At 62.4% G+C, this 17085-nt stretch carries 24 protein-coding genes; 4 read left to right on the forward strand and 20 right to left on the reverse strand.

Annotated elements, in window-relative coordinates; genetic code table 11:
• Window positions 1-23 precede the first annotated feature (23 nt).
• From AC0L2P_RS13695 to AC0L2P_RS13715, 5 genes are all read right to left on the reverse strand, one after another.
• A complete protein-coding gene (locus AC0L2P_RS13695; RefSeq protein WP_473501775.1) occupies window positions 24-1085 on the reverse strand; it encodes an ABC transporter ATP-binding protein in 1062 nt (353 codons plus the stop codon).
• Window position 1086: 1 nt separating this feature from the next.
• Entirely contained in the window at window positions 1087-2178 is a 1092-nt protein-coding gene (locus AC0L2P_RS13700) for an ABC transporter ATP-binding protein (protein ID WP_473501776.1), read from the reverse strand.
• Window positions 2175-3134: a carbohydrate ABC transporter permease gene (locus AC0L2P_RS13705; RefSeq protein WP_473501777.1), complete on the reverse strand. Its 960-nt coding sequence runs from the start codon at window positions 3132-3134 to the stop codon at window positions 2175-2177. Before AC0L2P_RS13705 ends, AC0L2P_RS13700 begins: the two co-directional genes overlap by 4 nt.
• Window positions 3131-3991: a carbohydrate ABC transporter permease gene (locus AC0L2P_RS13710; RefSeq protein WP_473501779.1), complete on the reverse strand. Its 861-nt coding sequence runs from the start codon at window positions 3989-3991 to the stop codon at window positions 3131-3133. The genes AC0L2P_RS13705 and AC0L2P_RS13710 overlap by 4 nt, the downstream gene beginning before the upstream one ends.
• A gap of 79 nt (window positions 3992-4070) precedes the next feature.
• Window positions 4071-5684, reverse strand: a complete 1614-nt coding sequence (locus tag AC0L2P_RS13715; RefSeq protein WP_473501780.1) for an extracellular solute-binding protein — start codon at window positions 5682-5684, stop codon at window positions 4071-4073.
• A 371-nt stretch (window positions 5685-6055) separates the two neighbouring features.
• Here AC0L2P_RS13715 and AC0L2P_RS13720 point away from each other — a divergent pair, with 371 nt between their 5' ends.
• Window positions 6056-7087 (forward strand): LacI family DNA-binding transcriptional regulator, encoded by a 1032-nt coding sequence (locus AC0L2P_RS13720; RefSeq protein ID WP_473501782.1) that lies wholly within the window; start codon window positions 6056-6058, stop codon window positions 7085-7087.
• A gap of 82 nt (window positions 7088-7169) precedes the next feature.
• Here the strand turns inward: AC0L2P_RS13720 and AC0L2P_RS13725 are convergent, their stop codons facing one another.
• From AC0L2P_RS13725 to AC0L2P_RS13735, 3 genes are all read right to left on the reverse strand, one after another.
• Complete coding sequence (locus AC0L2P_RS13725; protein WP_473501783.1) at window positions 7170-7592, reverse strand: aconitase X swivel domain-containing protein; 423 nt, start codon at window positions 7590-7592, stop codon at window positions 7170-7172.
• Window positions 7589-8839, reverse strand: coding sequence for an aconitase X (locus tag AC0L2P_RS13730; RefSeq protein WP_473501784.1), 1251 nt, complete (start codon window positions 8837-8839; stop codon window positions 7589-7591). Before AC0L2P_RS13730 ends, AC0L2P_RS13725 begins: the two co-directional genes overlap by 4 nt.
• 181 nt (window positions 8840-9020) lie before the next feature.
• Window positions 9021-9275 (reverse strand): hypothetical protein, encoded by a 255-nt coding sequence (locus AC0L2P_RS13735; RefSeq protein ID WP_352474222.1) that lies wholly within the window; start codon window positions 9273-9275, stop codon window positions 9021-9023.
• A gap of 274 nt (window positions 9276-9549) precedes the next feature.
• On the opposite strand from AC0L2P_RS13735, the gene AC0L2P_RS13740 reads away from it, so the two are divergent.
• Window positions 9550-9882 (forward strand): hypothetical protein, encoded by a 333-nt coding sequence (locus AC0L2P_RS13740; protein WP_473501786.1) that lies wholly within the window; start codon window positions 9550-9552, stop codon window positions 9880-9882.
• Window positions 9883-10025: 143 nt separating this feature from the next.
• Here the strand turns inward: AC0L2P_RS13740 and AC0L2P_RS13745 are convergent, their stop codons facing one another.
• From AC0L2P_RS13745 to AC0L2P_RS13765, 5 genes are all read right to left on the reverse strand, one after another.
• The gene (locus tag AC0L2P_RS13745) at window positions 10026-10745 is read right to left on the reverse strand and encodes a hypothetical protein (RefSeq protein ID WP_473501787.1); all 720 of its coding nucleotides are present in this window, start codon (window positions 10743-10745) and stop codon (window positions 10026-10028) included.
• Between the two features lie 314 nt (window positions 10746-11059).
• Window positions 11060-11293 (reverse strand): DUF2934 domain-containing protein, encoded by a 234-nt coding sequence (locus tag AC0L2P_RS13750; RefSeq protein ID WP_473501788.1) that lies wholly within the window; start codon window positions 11291-11293, stop codon window positions 11060-11062.
• An 86-nt stretch (window positions 11294-11379) separates the two neighbouring features.
• A complete protein-coding gene (locus AC0L2P_RS13755) occupies window positions 11380-11592 on the reverse strand; it encodes a hypothetical protein (protein WP_352452715.1) in 213 nt (70 codons plus the stop codon).
• Window positions 11593-11707: 115 nt separating this feature from the next.
• Window positions 11708-12013 (reverse strand): DUF1236 domain-containing protein, encoded by a 306-nt coding sequence (locus AC0L2P_RS13760; protein WP_473501789.1) that lies wholly within the window; start codon window positions 12011-12013, stop codon window positions 11708-11710.
• Window positions 12014-12345: 332 nt separating this feature from the next.
• Window positions 12346-12633 carry a hypothetical protein gene (locus AC0L2P_RS13765; RefSeq protein WP_473501790.1) on the reverse strand — a complete coding sequence of 96 codons (288 nt, stop codon included), beginning with the start codon at window positions 12631-12633 and terminating at the stop codon, window positions 12346-12348.
• Between the two features lie 162 nt (window positions 12634-12795).
• On the opposite strand from AC0L2P_RS13765, the gene AC0L2P_RS13770 reads away from it, so the two are divergent.
• Window positions 12796-13071 (forward strand): hypothetical protein, encoded by a 276-nt coding sequence (locus AC0L2P_RS13770; RefSeq protein WP_473501791.1) that lies wholly within the window; start codon window positions 12796-12798, stop codon window positions 13069-13071.
• A 14-nt stretch (window positions 13072-13085) separates the two neighbouring features.
• Here AC0L2P_RS13770 and AC0L2P_RS13775 read toward each other — a convergent pair whose 3' ends face one another.
• From AC0L2P_RS13775 to AC0L2P_RS13800, 6 genes are all read right to left on the reverse strand, one after another.
• Window positions 13086-13385, reverse strand: a complete 300-nt coding sequence (locus AC0L2P_RS13775; protein WP_473501792.1) for a hypothetical protein — start codon at window positions 13383-13385, stop codon at window positions 13086-13088.
• 168 nt (window positions 13386-13553) lie between these two features.
• Window positions 13554-13877 (reverse strand): hypothetical protein, encoded by a 324-nt coding sequence (locus AC0L2P_RS13780; RefSeq protein WP_473501810.1) that lies wholly within the window; start codon window positions 13875-13877, stop codon window positions 13554-13556.
• Window positions 13877-14080 carry a hypothetical protein gene (locus AC0L2P_RS13785; protein ID WP_473501793.1) on the reverse strand — a complete coding sequence of 68 codons (204 nt, stop codon included), beginning with the start codon at window positions 14078-14080 and terminating at the stop codon, window positions 13877-13879. The genes AC0L2P_RS13780 and AC0L2P_RS13785 overlap by 1 nt, the downstream gene beginning before the upstream one ends.
• A 128-nt stretch (window positions 14081-14208) precedes the next feature.
• Window positions 14209-14334 (reverse strand): hypothetical protein, encoded by a 126-nt coding sequence (locus tag AC0L2P_RS13790; RefSeq protein WP_473501794.1) that lies wholly within the window; start codon window positions 14332-14334, stop codon window positions 14209-14211.
• On the reverse strand, window positions 14334-14546 hold the full coding sequence (locus AC0L2P_RS13795; protein WP_473501796.1) for a hypothetical protein: 213 nt from the start codon (window positions 14544-14546) through the stop codon (window positions 14334-14336). The genes AC0L2P_RS13790 and AC0L2P_RS13795 overlap by 1 nt, the downstream gene beginning before the upstream one ends.
• 1 nt (window position 14547) lies before the next feature.
• Window positions 14548-15351, reverse strand: coding sequence for an N-acetylmuramidase family protein (locus AC0L2P_RS13800; RefSeq protein ID WP_473501797.1), 804 nt, complete (start codon window positions 15349-15351; stop codon window positions 14548-14550).
• A gap of 71 nt (window positions 15352-15422) precedes the next feature.
• On the opposite strand from AC0L2P_RS13800, the gene AC0L2P_RS13805 reads away from it, so the two are divergent.
• Window positions 15423-16175 (forward strand): TylF/MycF/NovP-related O-methyltransferase, encoded by a 753-nt coding sequence (locus tag AC0L2P_RS13805; protein WP_473501798.1) that lies wholly within the window; start codon window positions 15423-15425, stop codon window positions 16173-16175.
• A 389-nt stretch (window positions 16176-16564) separates the two neighbouring features.
• On the opposite strand, the gene AC0L2P_RS13810 is transcribed toward AC0L2P_RS13805, so the two are convergent.
• The gene (locus AC0L2P_RS13810) at window positions 16565-16903 is read right to left on the reverse strand and encodes an N-acetylmuramidase domain-containing protein (protein WP_473501799.1); all 339 of its coding nucleotides are present in this window, start codon (window positions 16901-16903) and stop codon (window positions 16565-16567) included.
• Window positions 16904-17085 lie beyond the last annotated feature (182 nt).

Below are 17085 nucleotides of genomic sequence, written 5' to 3' on the forward strand. Positions count from 1 at the left end.
AAGCTCGTTCCTTGCAGCCGCTGTCATCTTGCCAGCGCTCCCCCGCTTTGTCCGAAATAGTGCACCCTGCCCGGCTCGCAGGACATCGCCACCATCGCGTCCGGCCTGATGTCCGGCTGGCCGCGCAGCAGCGCCCGCAGACGCGCCTGCCCGGCGGCGAGCGTCACCACGGTGTAGCCGCCGAGCGGCTCAACCTCGAACACTCGCGCCGGGCGGCCCGCGCCCCCCTCCGACCAGGGCCCAACCTTGATGTCTTCCGGCCTGAGTCCAATCTCGACGGCATCGGTGGGGGCGCCGGTATCCGCGATGCGGATCGTGCCTTCCGCCGCCTCCACGCCTTCCGCGCCCGGCACCGACTTCAATATGTTCATCATCGGCGAGCCGAGCAGCCGCGCCACATAGGTGCTGGCCGGCCGGTCATAGATCTCGGCCGGCGCACCGATCTGCCTGATCTTGCCGTTGTCCAGAATGGCCATTCGGTCGGCGACCGACATCGCTTCCTCCTGGTCGTGCGTGACATAGATCAGCGTCTTGCCGAGCTCGCGCTGTATGCGCTTCAGCTCGACGCGCGTCTCCTCGCGCAGCCTGGCGTCGAGCGCCGAAATCGGGTCGTCCATCAGATAGGCGGCGGGATCGCGCACCAGCGCGCGGGCAATCGCCACGCGCTGCCGCTCACCTCCGGAAAGCTGCGCCGGCGGCTTGTGCAGGATGTGGCCAATATGCAGCTTGGCCGCGACGTCGGCGACACGCCTTTCGATCTCGGCTTCGGCGACCCGGCGTTCGACCAGCGGAAAGCGGATATTGTCGCGCGCGCTCATATGCGGAAACAGCGCCAGGTTCTGGAAGACCATGGCGACATTGCGCTCCGCCGGCGACACTGCGTTGACCGGCCTGCCGCCGATCAGGATCTCGCCTGCGTCCGGTGTCTCGAGCCCAAGCACCAGGCGCAGTATCGTCGACTTGCCCGACAGCGGCGGCCCGAAGAAGCAGAAGAACTCATTGTCGTCGACCGTGAACGAGGCGTCGTCGACGGCGAGCGTGTTGCCGTAGCGTTTCGTCACATTGCGGAAAACGATATCGGCCATCTCAACCTGCTCTCAACGCAAGGCCGGTAGCGGCGTCAAAGACGCGCACCGCCTCCGCCGCAGGCGCGACAACCGCTGTCTGCCCGATAGCCAGCCCAATATCATTGTCGAACACCGCCTTCACCGCAGTCTCGCCGTCGCCAAGATGGATGACGGTGCGGGCGCCGATCCGCTCGACGAAACTCACCGGGATGGACAGGCCACGGCCGCCTTTAGCCAGCGTCACTTGTTCGGGTCGAAAGCCATAAAACACTTCGCCACGCATCCGGCGTGCGGCATCGGCGATCTCGACCGGCAGCGGCGGCGTCACGCCGAGCGGGCCGAGATCGACGACCAGGCCACGGTCACTTTCCGCCGGCCTGCCCTTGAGCAGGTTCATGCCCGGCGCGCCGATGAAGCGGGCAACGTAGACATTGGCCGGATTGTTGTAGACCTCCAGCGGCGTGCCGACCTGCTGCAGCATGCCATGGTCCATCACCGCGATGCGGTCGGCCATGGTCATGGCTTCGAGCTGATCGTGGGTGACATAGACCATGGTCTGCCGGAACTGCCGCTGCAACTGCTTCAGTTCGGTCCGCATCACCGCCCGGAAGGCGGCATCGACATTGGAAAGCGGCTCGTCGAGCAGGAAGATCGCCGGCTCCATGATCGCCGAACGGCCGATTGCGACCCGCTGCAATATGTTGACCGACAGCCTGTCCGCCTTGCGGTCGAGCAGCGGCGTCAGTTGCAGCATCTCGGCAATGGCGCCGACGCGGCGGTCGATCTCGGCCTTTGCTGCGCCGCGCATTTTCGGCCCATAAGCGAGGTTCTGCCGCACGCTCATATGAGTGAAGATCGCATAGTTCTGGAAGACGAAGCCGACGCCACGCCGCCCCATCGGCACGCCGGCCATGTCGCGTTCGCCGAACAGGATCTTGCCGCTGGTCGGCTCTTCCATGCCGGCGATCATGTTCATCGTCGTCGATTTGCCGCAGCCGGACGGCCCGAGCAGCGCCATGAACTCGCCGTCGGCGATGGCCAGGTCCATCGTCTTCAGCGCGGTGAAATCGCCGAATTTCTTGACCAGGTTCTGCAGATGGATGGTGCTCATGCCGCCACCTCGCGTACCCGAGCCATGCGTTTCATGGCAAACACCGCGGCGATGGACAGCACGATCAATATGGCCAGCGCGATTGCCGCCACATAACCCCAGATCAGGTCCTGGGTGGTGAGCTTGTAGATGTAAACGGAGATGGTTTCGGTGGCGACGCCGGGACCGCCGCCGGTCATGATGTAGAGCGTGTCGAAGATCTTGAAGTTCTCGATCACCCGGATCGCCAGAGCGATGACGATGATCGTCTTCATCTTCGGCAGCACGATGGTGACGAATCGCTGCCACGGGTTAGCGCCGAGCAGCGTCGCCGCCTTGATCTGGTCCTCGGGCACGCCGACCAGGCCGGCAAGCAGGATCAGGAACATCAGCGGCGTCCACTGCCAGATGTCGGCGACCATGACCGCCACGAGCGCCAGCGTCGGGTCCGACAGCCAGGCGATGGTGACGGGAAAGCCTGAGATCGCCGACAGCAGGTCATTCACCGGGCCGCCCGACTGGAACAGCATGAAGAACATGTAGCCGGCCACCGCCGGCACCACCATCATCGGCATCAAGAGGATCGAGTAGAAGATCCGCTTGCCGGGAAACTCGTCGGCAAACAGCGTGGCGAGCGCCAAGCCGAGCAGGAACTCCGCCGGCACGCAGACGATCATGACGATGGCCGTGCGCTTCAGCGCACTCCAGAAGCGCGCGTCCGCGGCAAGGTCGGTGTAATTGGCGAAGCTGTTCCACATCGACCAGGCATTCCACCAGCCGGTGCCCGACAGCGGCGACCAGTCGGTGAGGCTGATATAGAGCTGCATGAGCAGCGGGAAGACGGCGATGAACAGCACCAGGATCTGCGCCGGCAGGGTCAGCCGGAAGCCGAGCCGTGCGCCCTCGTCCGGCAACACCGATGCCGCTTTGGAGGCTTGCATGTCGCCCTCCGAAATCGTGGCTGTCACCACGCTCATTGCTTGAGCGCCCCGAAGGTCAGCCCGCGCACCAGATGGCGCTGGATGGCGATCCCCATGATCACCGGCGGCACCGCAGCGATCAGGCCGAGCGCTGCCTTGGCGCCATAGAGCTGGCCGGTCATCGAGGAGGACAGCGAGGCCATGTAGACGGGGACCGTCACCCATTCGCGCGTCGTCAGAAGCAGCGCAATCAGATAGTCCGACCAGTTGAGGATGAAGACGAACAGCGCGGCACTGGCCAGCGGCGCGCGCATCATCGGCAGCGTGATGCGGGTGAAGACGCGCCACCGCGAACAGCCCTCGACCAGTGCCGCCTCCTCGATCTCGCGCGGCATGTCGTCGAAGAAGGTCTTCATCAGCCAGAAGGCGAAAGGCAGCGTGACGATGCCGTAGATCAGCGACAGCCCCCACCAGCTGTCGGTGAAATTGAGGAAGGCCCACATGATCATCACCGGGGTCATGACCGCCATCGGCGGAAACAGGCGAAGCTGGATCAGCGCCAGCGGCAGGTTCTGGCCCGAGCCGAAGCGCGACAGCCCGTAAGCCGCCGCGGTGCCCGCCGACATGGCGATTGCCGTGCCGAATATGGCCGATAGCAGCGACGACAGGATCGGCTTCAAAGCTGTGCGGTCGAGCGCGACGATCAGATTGTTGGTCGATTCACCGAAGACGAAGCGGAAATTGCTGAGTGTCGGGTTCTTCGGCCACCATGTCAGGTCGGCGCCGGTCGCCGACCATTCGGCGATCGGCTTGAACGCCATCGACACCATCCACAGGATCGGCACCAGCGTCACCGCCATCGCCGCAAAGATCGCGGCATAGCGGAATATTTCGAAAGGAACTGAACGCTTCATCTTGCGGCTTTGCTGGGTCCTTCGTTGCCGAGGGGAAGAGCGACCGCTCCTCCCCTCCTTGGTAGGATCCTGGGGAGGATCAGGCGACCGGATCGAGGACGGTCGGCCAGGCCTCCTTGTTGGTCTTGATGGCTTCGAGAAGCTTCTCCTCGCCGGTGCGACGGGCAATCTTCTTCCACTCGGCCTCGGTGTCGGCCATCGCCTGCTCGGCTGTCTTGGCCTTGGTAAGTGCTGCGACGAGGTTCTCGTCCAGCGCATTGTGGAAGGCGGTGGCGCCGGGATAGTTGATGGTGGGCACGGTGCGGGCGACCGTCTCGCGCACCACGTCCATGTGGTACGCGTGATAGGTCTGGCGAACCAGCGGATCGGAAAAATCCGACAGCCGGAACGGATCGAAATAGCCGCCCGGGTTGGCGGTCATCCAGGCATAGATACGGCTTGATCCCAGCCACTGCAGGAACAGGTAGCAGGCCTCCGGGTTCTTGGCTTGCGAGGACACCGACGCCGACAGATTGAGCCACAGCACCGACCGGCTGACCAGCTTGCCGTCGATCTCGCGGCCGGGCGGCAGCATCGAGCCGATCTTGCCGGTGACAGCTGAATCCTTGTTGCCGGCATTGTCGAGGAATTTCGGCAGGTTGGAGAAGGCACACGTCATGGCCGCGCCGCCCTTGGCGAAATTGCCGTACTGCTCCGGCCAGCCCCAGGAGATCGCATCCGGCGAATGATGCGAAAGCGACGCAATGTACTCGGTGGTCGCCGCGATACCTTGCTCCGAATTGATCAGCGGCTTGCCGGTATCGTCGAACAAGAACTGATTGGGCGAAGCCATTGAGACATAACGCTGATACCAGTTGGTGTAGCCCCAACCCTGGTTGCGCAGATCGGTCGAGCCGAACAGGCCCTTGTCCGGGCGCTGGAAGAAGGCCGCGATCTCGTCATGCTGCTTCCAGGTCTTCGGCGCCGCCAGTTCATAGCCGTATTTGTCGGAGAAGGCCTTCTTCTCGGCTCCGTCGCCGAACAGATCGGTACGGTAGACCCAGGTCTGGAAGTCGCCATCCAGCGACACGCCATAGGTCGAGCCACGATACTGGTTGAGCAGCGACACGCCCTTGGCACCGTTAACGTAGCCGCGCTCGGGATCGTCCCATTCCGGTTTGTATTGCGCGACGAAGTCGTCGAGCTTGAGGATGCCGCCGGTTTCGGCGAGGTCGCCAAGACGGTTCCATTCGACCGCGTAGATGTCATACGCTCCACCCTTGGTGGAGATGTCCTGCATCGTCTTGGTGAATTCCTGGCCGTTCGGCACACCGACGATTTCAAGCGGAATGCCGGTTTCCTTCTCCCACAGATCCTTGATCGACGGCGCACCGGCCGGAAACGGCTGGGTCAGCTGGCCGATCGAACCGTCGGACAGGCCAAGCACGATCTTGGCCGGCGCCTTGCCGGCGCCCTTCATCGCCTTGGCCGCTTCGATGGCGCGACCCTCCGGCGTATCTGGCCCGTACTGATAGCGCTCCGAGCCGTCGAAGCCCGTCGGGCCACCGATCATGCCGGACGCCAGGGCATCGGCCGCATAGGCACGGCTCGGACGAATGAATTTCGGTGCAATACCTGCGGCAGCAACAAGGACTGCCGCCTTTCCACCGGCCGCTAGCAAACGGCGTCGCGACACGCGGATCAAATTCGACATTGGAACTCCTCCCTCAGGGCCTTGTTCCTCCATGGCCCTTATGATGGATATTGACGGCACTATACGAAGGCTGTCAACATCATAAATAATCAAGATCCATCATAACATCTCAAAGGGGGGGGGAATGGCGTTTATCAAGACTCTCACACCGAAGCCGGTGCTTGAATTTGAGGGAGCCCGGCTGCCCACCTCCCTGATTTGGTCCTTTTGGCCATTTTGGGGTAGCGCAGCGACTTGCACATCGGCCAAGGCCGGTTACATCATTTCCCATCAGAATCGCGGGTTGCGATGAAGCCGCTCTGCGACATCGGACCCATGAAATGCGTAATCTCGATGCGCCCTTGGCGCATTTTGGAATGAGGTGATCGACAATGCGGTCCACCCTGACAGACATAGCCCGGGAAGCCGGTGTTTCCGCCGCCACGGTCGACCGTGTGCTCAACAACCGCGCCGGGGTCAGGGCGCGCACCCGCGAGGTCGTGCTCGAAACGGCACAGCGGCTTGGCTATATCGCTGAAAATTCGAATAATCCGAGCTCGCTCAACGCGCTGCGCGGTGAGGTCATGCGGCTCGACTTCGCCCTGCCCGCCGGCACCAATTCCTTTATCAAGATGCTGCACCGCCAGATCGAGGCGCAGGCGCAGTCGCGTCCGGACCTCGACGTCCGCGTCGCCACCATCGAAGGCTTCAATCCGGACCGGCTTGCCCGCCTGCTGCAGGAACTGCACGGACAGACGCAAGGCGTCGGTGTGATCGCGCTCGACCATCCAACGGTGCGTGAGGCGATCCGCTCGCTTTCGGCCAGCGGCGTCAGGGTCGTCACCATCGCTTCCGACATCCTGCATGTGCCGAGGGTTGCCTATATTGGCATCGACAACCGCGCCGCCGGCCGGCTCGCCGGCTACCTTCTCAATCGCTTCAATGGCGCCGGGCGTCCAGGCAAGGTCGCGCTGTTCGCCGGTTCGCTCTCCTATCGCGGCCACGAAGAGCGCGAGATGGGCTTCCGCCACATCCTGACGGAAGAATCGCCCAATCTGCAGATCGTCGAGATGCGCGAAATGCTCGATGATCGGGAAAAAGCCTATTCTGAGGCCTCCGCCCTGCTGGACCGGCACCCGGACCTGGCGGCCATCTACAATGTCGGCGCCGGCAATACCGGCATCGCCCGCGCACTCAAGGAGCGCGGGCGCGCGCTGTCGACGGTCTTTCTCGGCCATGAGGTGACGGAAGGCACCAAGGAGCTTTTGCTCGACGGCACGCTCGACGCGGTCATCGACCAGAACCCGCGCGTCGAAGCCCGCGAGGCACTCAACACCTTGAGTCACGCGGTCAGGGGATTGCCTTACGAATTGCACCAGCCAAGGCTGCAGGTGATCTTCAGGGAAAGCATCCCGGAGATCTGAACGAAGGCCCGCGTGAACCCGCCGCGCAAGTGACACCCTCGTGGTTTTAAATTATTGGCGGCGCGGCGGGACTGATGGCCGACTAGAGCTTGCTCACCATCGCTTGCGCATCCTCGCCCAGGCCGATTGCGATCCGGTCGCCGGAGACAATGCCTGACATGTTGCAGACGACCAGCGGCATGCTGATTTGGTAGAGGAATTCCGCAACGATGGCGCCGACGGCAAGGATCGGATCCGGCCGCTCCAGGATAATGCCGGCCGGCGCCGTGCCCCTGCGGATCGCTTCGGCCAGAACCGAAGACGAGGACGACGACCCTCGCCCGCTGGGCATCACCAGGATCTTGCCGGCGATATTGCCGCCGAGGTCCGGATGCGAATGGTCGATGATGTCGCCCGTTTCGACGTCGATCCCGCCCCAGAAGCTGAGCGCCTGCGAAAGCACCAGCGCCGGGCCTTGTGCCGAGCCGGAAAGGAGGAATGTACCGGTTCTGGCCGGCGCCTTCATGGCGCGGCTCGCACGACGCGGCCGGCCGCGGCCGAGCGGACACAATCTTCCATGTCAGCGAAGGCCACCGAGACACCGATATTGCCAGGTGCGTAATGCGCCCATTTGCCCGAATTGGTCATCACCACGCCATCGAGACGCTTGAGGATCGACGTGACATAGGTGCAGGTGTCGGTAACCGGAACGAGGCCGAAGGCTCCCATGCCGGCCAGTGCGCCTTCGTCCTGCAGTCGCGCCAGCGTCGCACGCCCTGTGTTGACATAGATCGGGATGCCCTTGCCCGGCGCAACGTCGCGCAGCAACGGCAACAGGCGCATCCATTCTTCATGGGAGAAATGCGGCGTGCCTAACGACACGGCTGCAAGCTGCACGCCGTCGGGGACGCTCGACAGCCTGGCCAGCGCATGGTGGATATCAGCGCGAGAGGTCCGGATTTTTTCCTCTGGCACCAGGCCGTGCAATGCCTGATCCAGCGTCTCCGCCTCCGGCGTGATGCCAACGGCATGAAATAGTGCCACGGCACCGGTCGTTGCCGCCGCCGCCCCCAGCGCCTTCAATTGGTCCTCGTCGCGCGGCTGCGGCAGGCCCGATATGACGGGGACGCGGTCGCCGGCCCTCTGCCCGACGATCAGCCCGACGCCGACAAACAGGGCGTCGGTAGGCTCGAAAGCAGCGTCAGTCAGCTCGAACAGGATCTGGCCTCGTCGATTTTCACTCAGATGCAGTCCCCAGGCCGGCGCGCGCCCGGTCATTGCGCAGCACAAATCGATGAAATCGCCATAGCGGTTGGTCCGCGCCCCGATCACCGAATTGGCAAACACGATGGCGTTGGACTCACCCCAGGCGATCTGCTCGCCGAACCTTGGCCGGAACCGAGTCTGATAGGGCGCGCAGGTGAAGCTCGCCTGGCAGCCGAGTTCCAGATGCGCCTTCATCAGGCGTCGCGCCGGCGCTTCTTGCGACACCGGCATCTTCACCAATCCGGGATGGATGAGGTCGAACGAACCGACATTCAGCGTCGTCGGCACTCGAACGCGGCCGCCGCCCTCGATCAGCCTTTCGACGAAATCAAGGCTGGCCTGGCCGTGATAGAGGCAGCCGTCGATATGGGCACCGGCAATGTCCAGCAACCTGCGCGCGCCGACCGCTTTCGAAAAGGCAACGAGGATCTTCATGGCGGCAGCCGCTGCCGAGCCTTGCTCGCCATGCAGCATCGACTGGTCGTCGGCCGTCAACTCCAGCGTCATCGGCAAATTCCCGAGCCCACATTATGCCAATCAAGCACTCCCTGATTGCGGAGCTTCTGGCAAGACAAAGCTTTGGATCTCTTCTATTTCGCGGCGATCAGCAGACCAGACGTTCACAGCTCATCGCGAAGCAGGAGAGGCGCGAAGCACGGTCGGAGAGCGGGCGGTCGCGGCGGAACTGCTATTCCTTCTGGGATGGTCCGTCGGCCGCGCTGCGGTCGCCATCTGCAGAATGCGGCAGAATGCCGAAATCGCGCGACTTGGTCCCGTGCGCCGCGGTCAGGAAACCATCGGCTGTGAGACCTCGCCTCAAAAGCTCACGTACCGCGGCCGACCGGCTCGGCATGTGCTTGTCGAAGCGCCAGTTCTCCAACGCCGCCAGTTCATCGACGGTCAGCATGATCTGCAATCGTTCCGGGCGTTCCAGTTCGGACATCTCGGTCTCCAATCATACCAGCCTAAAAGCAGCTGAGTTAGTATGTGCCTAATTTTCTGTAGAAGTAGGTATGTGAGCAGAATGCGTCAAGGCCTTCAAATGAGAGAGTCGTGCAAAAGTCCGATGAAGCGGATCACGCATCAAATGGGCAATCAACAAAATACGCTAACTAGTTGACATGAAACGAGTTTTTAGGATTTTCGCTTGCCAATCACGGAACCTGGGCGCATGGTAGAACACGAGGGACAAACCGCTCCTGAAGGAAGGTTTTTCCATGCGCTACGGATTTTCGCTTCGCCTGCACGAAGACGTCAGTTCCCGAATTCGAGCTACATTGCGATCCGGGATTGCCATCAATCTGACTGCTGTCGCCGAAGACGTGCGACTGCGGAACCTCGCCGAGAATGTCGCGCGCGAAGACATTGAATGGCTCGTCATGCAAGCCGCCCAGCTCCAAGGCGCAGCTATCGAGTTCGACGGCTTCGCGGAAGCCGATCTGGCGGAGTTTGCGTGCACTCAGCTGATGCAAAGCAGCCGCGCAGTGGGCTGGGACGCCCTGGGAGACGGAACAGCCACTTCGCCGGATCTTGGCCGTCAAACGCAGTGAGGCGCGTGCTCTTGTGAGCCCAGCCATGCTGCCGCCACGTGCTCGGCAAAAAAGCCCGCCGCAATGGCGGGCTTTGGACTGCTGGAGGTTTGGTGGACGAAGGCCTCTCGGCCCGGTCCGACATTTCATCCGATCTGTTCGCCTTAGCGGCGAGCGATCAGCAGGCACAATTGGCGCAGATCGCTGTCGTAAGTGCCTTCGCTGCTGAGCACGTCAACGCAGCGCTTCTTCATCCTGGCCAACTTGTCGCCCGACATGTCGGCAACGACCTGGGGCAAGCTGGGATTGCTGGGATTGGACGGATTGCTCGGATTGCTTCCCCCACCGGTCCCGACACCGGCGCCGGCATTGATACCACTGCCGATGCTGACCCCTGCGCCAGCCTTAACGCCGCTGCCGATACCTACCCCGGAGCCCGCCGCGATGCCACTGGAACCGCCGATCGTCGCGCCGGCACCGGCGTTGATGCCGCTTCTGCCCCCGGCCGATGCGCCGGTGCCCGCGGCGATGCCACTGGAACCGCCAATCGTTGCACCGGCACCGGCGTTAGCGCCGCCGCTGCCGCCTACCGAGGCACCGAGGCCTGCCTTGATGCCGCCGCTGCCGCCAACCGTTGCGCCGGCACCGGCGTCGATGCCGCCGCGACCGCCAACCGTCGCGCCGAGGCCGGCTTTAATGCCGCCATTGCCGCCGATGGATGTTCCAACACCAACGGCAATTCCGTCCGCGGCATTCACGGGCATCGAGAGCATGAAAATAACTGCGCCGCATGCCACCGCATCGGTGATTGTTTTGATTATGGTGGTCATAACACTCTCCTTGCTGTAGTTGCGCTGAACAGCCCGCGACGGCGCCGGTTGCATGTCTACTAATTTGCAAGGAGATGATCGGTTTCGCTGCCAATCAACTTACTAGCCTCATGGTATCTGTTCACAGAACAGCCCAGTGAACTTTGTAGTCAATTTTTCCGAAAATTTTACTTGGAAGGCGGAACACCAGCGAAATCGGCCGAACTGTCCTCTACCTGCTGAAGCAGATGCGAGTGTCAGCTGATGGGCACCGCGATGGATGAACACAGCCGCAATGGTGGGCGATCGAATAAAGCGAGGCAATAGTTAGCCGCACAATTGGGCTTCCGAGGACGGGCTTCCGACAGCGGAATCAAATCCGCTCGAGTTCACGCTTTGCGTGGTCGCGCCTTGGGTTTGGTTCCGTCCTTGGCGGCGGGCGCCGTCTTAAGCTGACGTGATGTCGGTTTCGGCCGGCTGGCGGTCTTTTCTTTCGTGGCGATTTCTGCGTCGATTTCGGCGGTAGCCTGATCCCAATGCTGCTTATGCGCCCCGTCGGGCCTGCCTGTCTGTTCCCAGATCGCGTGTGCCCGCTGGCGAATCCGTTCCTGCCTGTCCGTCACTGATGCCTCCGTCGGCTCGGTTCATGCGTAAGCAACTTTGTTCTAGCTGAAATTTCGACCGGCGTCTTGGGCGCCAGGCAACAGCGTCATTGAACCTCTCTGTCACACAGGACGGCGACGCCGAGGAGCGCCGCCTTCTTGATGATCAGCCCTTCAAGGTCGGCGTCCGAGCGCTCGGTTCCGGTGCGTTCACGCAGCAGTGCAATCGCCGCCTTCATCGACAGCAGGCCATCCCCTCGTTCTGCAAGCAGTTTGTCGACGGCGGCGGCCACGTTGACCGGCTCGACATGCGGCAGCATGGGAATGGCTCCTTTCCCTGGACGGCAGCGGCTCCATCCCGATCGCTCGGGATGGAGCTCGATTTTCATAAGACCGTGACCTTTACAAATCCGGTTCGCGGTTTGGGAACGTCGATCAGTCGAGAACGTGCACGATCTTGCGGGTGCCTGGGTCGACGAGCACCGTGCGATTGCCGACGACGACGTATCTGTACCGCACGTCTGGAACATCGATCGGTTGCAGCTCGACTGTATCGGGCAACGTGGAACCGATATTGAGCTCCACCCCCAGAAGATTGATCGACGCCAACGGGTGCTTGTGGACGTATTCGCGGATGACCGTCTGCTGTTCGGGCGTGACAATCACCTGGTCCGCGGTGGCCACGCCGACGCCGGCAAGCAACGCCAATCCCGCCGCAGCAGGAACAAGGTGGATTTTCATCGTCTACTCCTGTTGTTACGGGCCTCGCCTTTAGGTTGCGACGCGGCATTCCGGTCGAAGCGGCGAACCCTGTAGGCAAACGCCCACGCCTCCTTGTTGTTCCGTAAGTGGCGGCTAATCGAATCGCGGTGAAGTGCCCGCGCGGTGCGGCGCCGGATGAGCTGCGGTGGCCCGCGTCGCAAGACGCGGGCCGATCGGTTTCCCGATCAGCAGCGATACCGGAGGGGGTGATATCGGCTGCGTCTGAAATAACCTTTAGAACAAGCTAATGTTCCTAGGCGGCTGCGACAAACCCGCCGGCTCAAGCGGCGCGAAGTTGCCGCCCGTCGCTGCTACTGCTGTGGCGGCACCTCGCCGGGCTTGATCACCGGCGTCTTGCCCTCATCCGGCGGTGGCGCCGCCATGCCCTGATCGCCCGTTGGCGGCGGCTTCAGCACCCCACCGCATGGCTCGAGCGTATCGGACAAATTGTTGCCGGCCGGCTTCTGCTGCTGACTGTTCTTGTCCGGCGGCTCGGCCTTGCAGTGGTCGGATTGCGCCTGTTCGCCCGGCTGTGCGGCCGCCGGCGCCGCCAGCACCAGCGCGCCTAGCATGCACGGCAAGAAAACGAGCGGTCTCATGTCGAGCTCCTTTCGCGCCAATATCTTCTGAAGGCAGGCAGGCGCGATTGGTTCCGTCGTGCGGCAACGCGCCCGGACCCCAGTGGCCCGGAACCGGCCGCCAGACTTATGAGTTCAATCACTGAGCCAATTCAGGGCCGCTGAAATCATGGAGAAACGGCGATGGAACCGCGCAGGAAAGAACGAACCGACGACGAGACGGAGAGCCCGACGATCCAGCAACAGGACTGGGACGCCATCCGGAGCGGGAGAATCCTCCCTGACGGCGTGCCGCAAAACGGCGATATTTGCTATGACGTCGAGAAAAGCGGCGAACTGCCGGAGGAGGACGACGATAACGCTTACCAGGAAAGCGACGAGGCCTTGCCGGATGATACCGACGAACGTGTCATTTCGCGCGATCTCGCACGCGAGGGTGGTTCCTTCGACGAGGAATGAGGCGCCGCCTGCTTTCAATTCGGGAGGTCGAAGACCGGCTCCTGGCAGCGATAGACCAGACATGATCCGTCACGCGTCTTGATATACGCGGCGCCTGGCACGTCCGGCCAGTCGCATTCATTGCCGAATTGTCGGACGTATCGGTCGTAGGTGTTCTGGCCGGTGGTGAGCACTACCGAGCGATGCCTCTGGATCAGAAGCTGTGTCTGTTCGCACGTCATCGCGCGGCTGTCCGGCCGGGCGTAGGCCGTCGCGGCAAACAGAAGCGCCCCGGCTGTCACGACTGCCGCTTCTGAAAGGACCCTGGCAAGCATGAGACCATCTCCCGTGAAGCCTAGCGCGCATGTTGGTCTGGCAAGCGCTGGATCGAGCTGCCCTCGCGCGAAAGAAAGATCGTACAGGATGCGAGGGAAAATGCAAAAAGCCCGCCGCACTTTTGGCGCGGCGGGCTCCAACTAAATGTCACTCTTTCGTCCGGCGGCTTACTCCTCCTTCACCGGCCCGAACCGGCGCACGATCAATTCGAAGACAATGTCCGAAATCCACATGGCCGAGACGCCGATGAGGAACGCCGCGGCCAGCGTCGTCGTGTCGTCGTCCGGAGAAGGAATGGGCAGGCCGGCGGCGCGGAAATAATGCACGACCGGCAGCGTCAGATATGCCGCAGCCAGCGCGCCGCAGATCGGCGAGGCCACCATTTCGCGGACCTTGTAGCGATGACGGGACAAGGCCCGCAAAATGCCGCCGGACAAGCCGGCGACCAACACCGGCGCCTTGATGCCCAAGACGTCGAGCAGCTCGTGCATCATGGCGTCCACCCGCACCATCTGGCGCCCTGCCCGTTGAAGGCGTTCATCTCGTCGAGCTCGGGCCGGCTCATGGCGGCGACGACCGGGGCGGATGGCCGGCGCGGCTGGTTGTGGTCGCACCAGACCTGGCGCGGATTGCCGGCCGGCTGGGTTGTCGTGCAGCCCGCGAGCACTACGCACAGGATCAGCGCTTTGCCCATTTGGCAGCCTCCGCTCTTGCTGCCGCATCGGCCATTCCGGCGGCCTTGCGCTCCTCGGCGGCGGCCTCGCGCCTCATTTCCAGGCGGTCTTCGGCGGCCGCGACTTTTGCCTCGGCCTGTTTGACCGCCTACTTCTTCGCCCGGTTGATGCCGCCGGCAACGTAAAGGCCGATGCCGCCCGCGACAGCAGCGAATACCGTCATGACCACCTTGTTGCCGATGATGGCGCTGAGAATCGTGAGGAATGCTGCCATCACAAATCCTCCGCGCGGCGGCGGCGCAGGAACTCGGTCAAAACGCCGTTGATCACAAGAAACCAGGGGAACCATTCCCCCGGAATGACCGGCGACAGCACTTGCGGGTCGACATAGGTGACGATGGTCGCAGCGATGCCGATGGCCGTCTGAAGCCGCGCCCAGAATATTGTTTCGCTGTCGCGGAAAAAGCTCTTGATCCGGGTCCACATGTCATATCCTTTCAAACAGTTTGAGGACGGCTGAGAATTTGAGGATGGCTGCGATCAGCGCTGCCCAGAAGCCGGACCTGGCGGCATGCACAGCAGGTACAGAGGGCGCGGGCGTGGCGGTCGGTTGTGGAACGGGAATTGGCTTCGCGGGCTCTGGCGGGGCTGCAGGGACGACCGCCGATGACACCGGGCCGGCAGACGGCCAGGGCGTGTCCTTGATACGCGACCATTTGCGATAGGCCTCGGCAAGCCTGGTATCGTAGGAGGTCTTGCGATAGCCGGCGCCATTGTAGCCCTTGGCGAATCCCGCCCAGTCATGGTTGCGCAGATTGTCGTCGAGCCGGTTCTCGATGATGAAATCGATCGCCGCGCCGAGCTGCAGCGCCTCGTCCGCCATCATCGCCCCGACCATCGCCTGCACGGTAAGAAAGCCGGCCGCCTTGAAATTCTCGCCGAGAACCTGGCCCAGCCCCCACGAAGCGGATTTGAGCGCCGCGGTTTCGTCGATCGCACAAGCCGCTTTGAGCCGTGGGTAGCTATCCCTGGGATAGGGCTTCTCGCCCCACTTCGGATAAGCGAGGCCAGTGGCTACCGCTCTTGCCCGCTTGGCACCCGACAGGTTGCGGTAGAAGACGTGCGGTTCGAACAGGATGACCGGCCGGCCAAGGGCGTCGAAGCCGTGCCCACTGGTTTCAACATCGAGGAACGCGTGCATCTCGTCCTCGCCGACGCCGATCCGGGCGCCGAGCCTTGGCAAGTCTATGTCATCGAGGCGCCTGGCGGCGCCCTTGAACGTCATGTCCATGGGCAGTCCTTTCCGCCCTCGCGGGCAGGTTGTGATGGTCGGAGGATGTGCTAAGTGCTTGGCGCTCTCAAATGAGCGATGGAGCGGACGAGCTTCGAGGAGGGAACCACACGATGCTGTCGAGACTGACCCAACACGTGCTGAAGAATACAAACAGGCTTAGAGTGCCTGCCGTCGCCCGCTCCGTGCGACGCGCCCGGCTGACGTATCTTTCGGACGCCAAGTTTATCAGCCTTCGCGACTCAATCAGGCAACTGAGGCGTGAAAACGTCTCCGGCGACTTCATTGAATACGGTATCGCGCTCGGTGGCTCGGCAATCTACATCGCGTCCGAACTAGACGGGGACCGTACTTTCCACGGCTACGATGTGTTTGGAATGATTCCGAGCCCCACGGACGAGGACGACGAAAAATCCAAGGCCCGCTACGAGACTATCCGATCCGGACAATCCAAAGGCATCGGCGGCGACGCGTATTATGGATATCTAGGCGACCTGTTCGAGAAAGTGAGTGCCAGCTTCAAGGACTTTGGTTTCCCAGTCGATGGCAAAAAGATTGTGCTGCACAAGGGCCTGTTCGAAGACACAGTGCAGTTTCATCCGAAAAGCAGAGTAGCACTGGCCCAGATCGATTGCGATTGGCACGATCCGGTCAAGTTCTGCCTTGAGCGGACTCTCGAAGTCTTGAGCCCCGGCGGGTTCATGATCCTTGACGATTACAACGACTACGGCGGATGCCGGACTGCGACCGACCAATTCCTTGCAAGCCGTTCTGACTGCCGTCTGATACGGACTCTTCCGCATGCCGTGATCCAGCGATCGTAATGCTCTCGCGCCGGAGGACGTTGCTTTCCCCCGCCCTTCGCGAAGAGGCTCTGAGCAGTCGGCGTCTCGCCCTATCTAGCTGCACGTGACGAAATCAGCTAAAGGAGAACGCGGGACTTGGGGACTTCCGCACATGCTCTTGCATCTGCTTAGGACGTGGATCCACGGCGGAGATCCATCGGAGTGGTCTGACACCTATGCCGTCAGATCGAAGGAAGTGCCGGACGGTTCATTTGCTGCTGGCCCGCTTATGCGTCGTTGGCGGCGTGGCCGTTGGGAATACAGGCGGATGACCGAGGACGAGGCCCAAAGCAAGGCTGAACGAGCAGCTTGGTAGCAGCGAACTGGCCGCCTGCCCCATCGCAACGCCTGCCGTTCCAGCCTTGCCACTATGGCCGCCGCGACTGTCCGGTGCGTCCCTTCGATGTAGTACGTTGCGTTGGTGTGGTCTTGCCCTGAGCCGTGGGTAGCTGCCCTGGGGTATGGCTTTTCGCCCCACCGCTGATAGGCGAGACCGCCTGCCCGCGCTTGTCGCCGGACAGATTGCGGTAGAAAATGTGCGGTTCGAACAGGGTGACCGGCCGGCCAAGGGCGTCGAAGCCGTGCCCGCTGGTTTCAACATCTAGGAAGGCGTGCATCTCGTCCTCGCCGACGCCGATCCGGGCGCCGAGCCTTGGCAAACCAAGGTCATCGAGGCGCCTGGCGGCGCCCTTGAACGTCATGTCCATGGGCAGTCCTTTCCGCCCTCGCGGGCAGGGTTTCGAGGTCGAAAACACAGACGCGTGGCGGCAAGCAGAATTGGGCGGCAGCGCGCGCCGATGTGGCAAGGAAGGTTGATGTTTTCGATCCGCCGTGTGAAATGGCCGCGGGATGGTGAGCATGTCTGATGATGAACAAACCGCTGCGACGC

This window comes from Mesorhizobium sp. WSM4836, assembly GCF_055811815.1.

Excerpts from the sequence above, each read along its gene's own strand:
- AC0L2P_RS13765 (WP_473501790.1), bottom strand. The coding sequence starts at position 12,633 with ATGAGACCGCTCGTTTTCTTGCCGTGCATGCTAGGCGCGCTGGTGCTG.
- AC0L2P_RS13790 (WP_473501794.1), bottom strand. The coding sequence starts at position 14,334 with ATGGCAGCATTCCTCACGATTCTCAGCGCCATCATCGGCAACAAGGTG.
- AC0L2P_RS13800 (WP_473501797.1), bottom strand. The coding sequence starts at position 15,351 with ATGGACATGACGTTCAAGGGCGCCGCCAGGCGCCTCGATGACATAGAC.
- AC0L2P_RS13770 (WP_473501791.1), top strand. The coding sequence starts at position 12,796 with ATGGAACCGCGCAGGAAAGAACGAACCGACGACGAGACGGAGAGCCCG.
- AC0L2P_RS13700 (WP_473501776.1), bottom strand. The coding sequence starts at position 2,178 with ATGAGCACCATCCATCTGCAGAACCTGGTCAAGAAATTCGGCGATTTC.
- AC0L2P_RS13705 (WP_473501777.1), bottom strand. The coding sequence starts at position 3,134 with ATGAGCGTGGTGACAGCCACGATTTCGGAGGGCGACATGCAAGCCTCC.
- AC0L2P_RS13720 (WP_473501782.1), top strand. The coding sequence starts at position 6,056 with ATGCGGTCCACCCTGACAGACATAGCCCGGGAAGCCGGTGTTTCCGCC.
- AC0L2P_RS13810 (WP_473501799.1), bottom strand. The coding sequence starts at position 16,903 with ATGGACATGACGTTCAAGGGCGCCGCCAGGCGCCTCGATGACCTTGGT.
- AC0L2P_RS13780 (WP_473501810.1), bottom strand. The coding sequence starts at position 13,877 with ATGCACGAGCTGCTCGACGTCTTGGGCATCAAGGCGCCGGTGTTGGTC.
- AC0L2P_RS13715 (WP_473501780.1), bottom strand. The coding sequence starts at position 5,684 with ATGTCGAATTTGATCCGCGTGTCGCGACGCCGTTTGCTAGCGGCCGGT.
- AC0L2P_RS13725 (WP_473501783.1), bottom strand. The coding sequence starts at position 7,592 with ATGAAGGCGCCGGCCAGAACCGGTACATTCCTCCTTTCCGGCTCGGCA.
- AC0L2P_RS13735 (WP_352474222.1), bottom strand. The coding sequence starts at position 9,275 with ATGTCCGAACTGGAACGCCCGGAACGATTGCAGATCATGCTGACCGTC.
- AC0L2P_RS13740 (WP_473501786.1), top strand. The coding sequence starts at position 9,550 with ATGCGCTACGGATTTTCGCTTCGCCTGCACGAAGACGTCAGTTCCCGA.
- AC0L2P_RS13775 (WP_473501792.1), bottom strand. The coding sequence starts at position 13,385 with ATGCTTGCCAGGGTCCTTTCAGAAGCGGCAGTCGTGACAGCCGGGGCG.
- AC0L2P_RS13760 (WP_473501789.1), bottom strand. The coding sequence starts at position 12,013 with ATGAAAATCCACCTTGTTCCTGCTGCGGCGGGATTGGCGTTGCTTGCC.
- AC0L2P_RS13695 (WP_473501775.1), bottom strand. The coding sequence starts at position 1,085 with ATGGCCGATATCGTTTTCCGCAATGTGACGAAACGCTACGGCAACACG.
- AC0L2P_RS13755 (WP_352452715.1), bottom strand. The coding sequence starts at position 11,592 with ATGCTGCCGCATGTCGAGCCGGTCAACGTGGCCGCCGCCGTCGACAAA.
- AC0L2P_RS13730 (WP_473501784.1), bottom strand. The coding sequence starts at position 8,839 with ATGACGCTGGAGTTGACGGCCGACGACCAGTCGATGCTGCATGGCGAG.
- AC0L2P_RS13785 (WP_473501793.1), bottom strand. The coding sequence starts at position 14,080 with ATGGGCAAAGCGCTGATCCTGTGCGTAGTGCTCGCGGGCTGCACGACA.
- AC0L2P_RS13795 (WP_473501796.1), bottom strand. The coding sequence starts at position 14,546 with ATGTGGACCCGGATCAAGAGCTTTTTCCGCGACAGCGAAACAATATTC.
- AC0L2P_RS13710 (WP_473501779.1), bottom strand. The coding sequence starts at position 3,991 with ATGAAGCGTTCAGTTCCTTTCGAAATATTCCGCTATGCCGCGATCTTT.
- AC0L2P_RS13745 (WP_473501787.1), bottom strand. The coding sequence starts at position 10,745 with ATGCAACCGGCGCCGTCGCGGGCTGTTCAGCGCAACTACAGCAAGGAG.
- AC0L2P_RS13805 (WP_473501798.1), top strand. The coding sequence starts at position 15,423 with ATGAGCGATGGAGCGGACGAGCTTCGAGGAGGGAACCACACGATGCTG.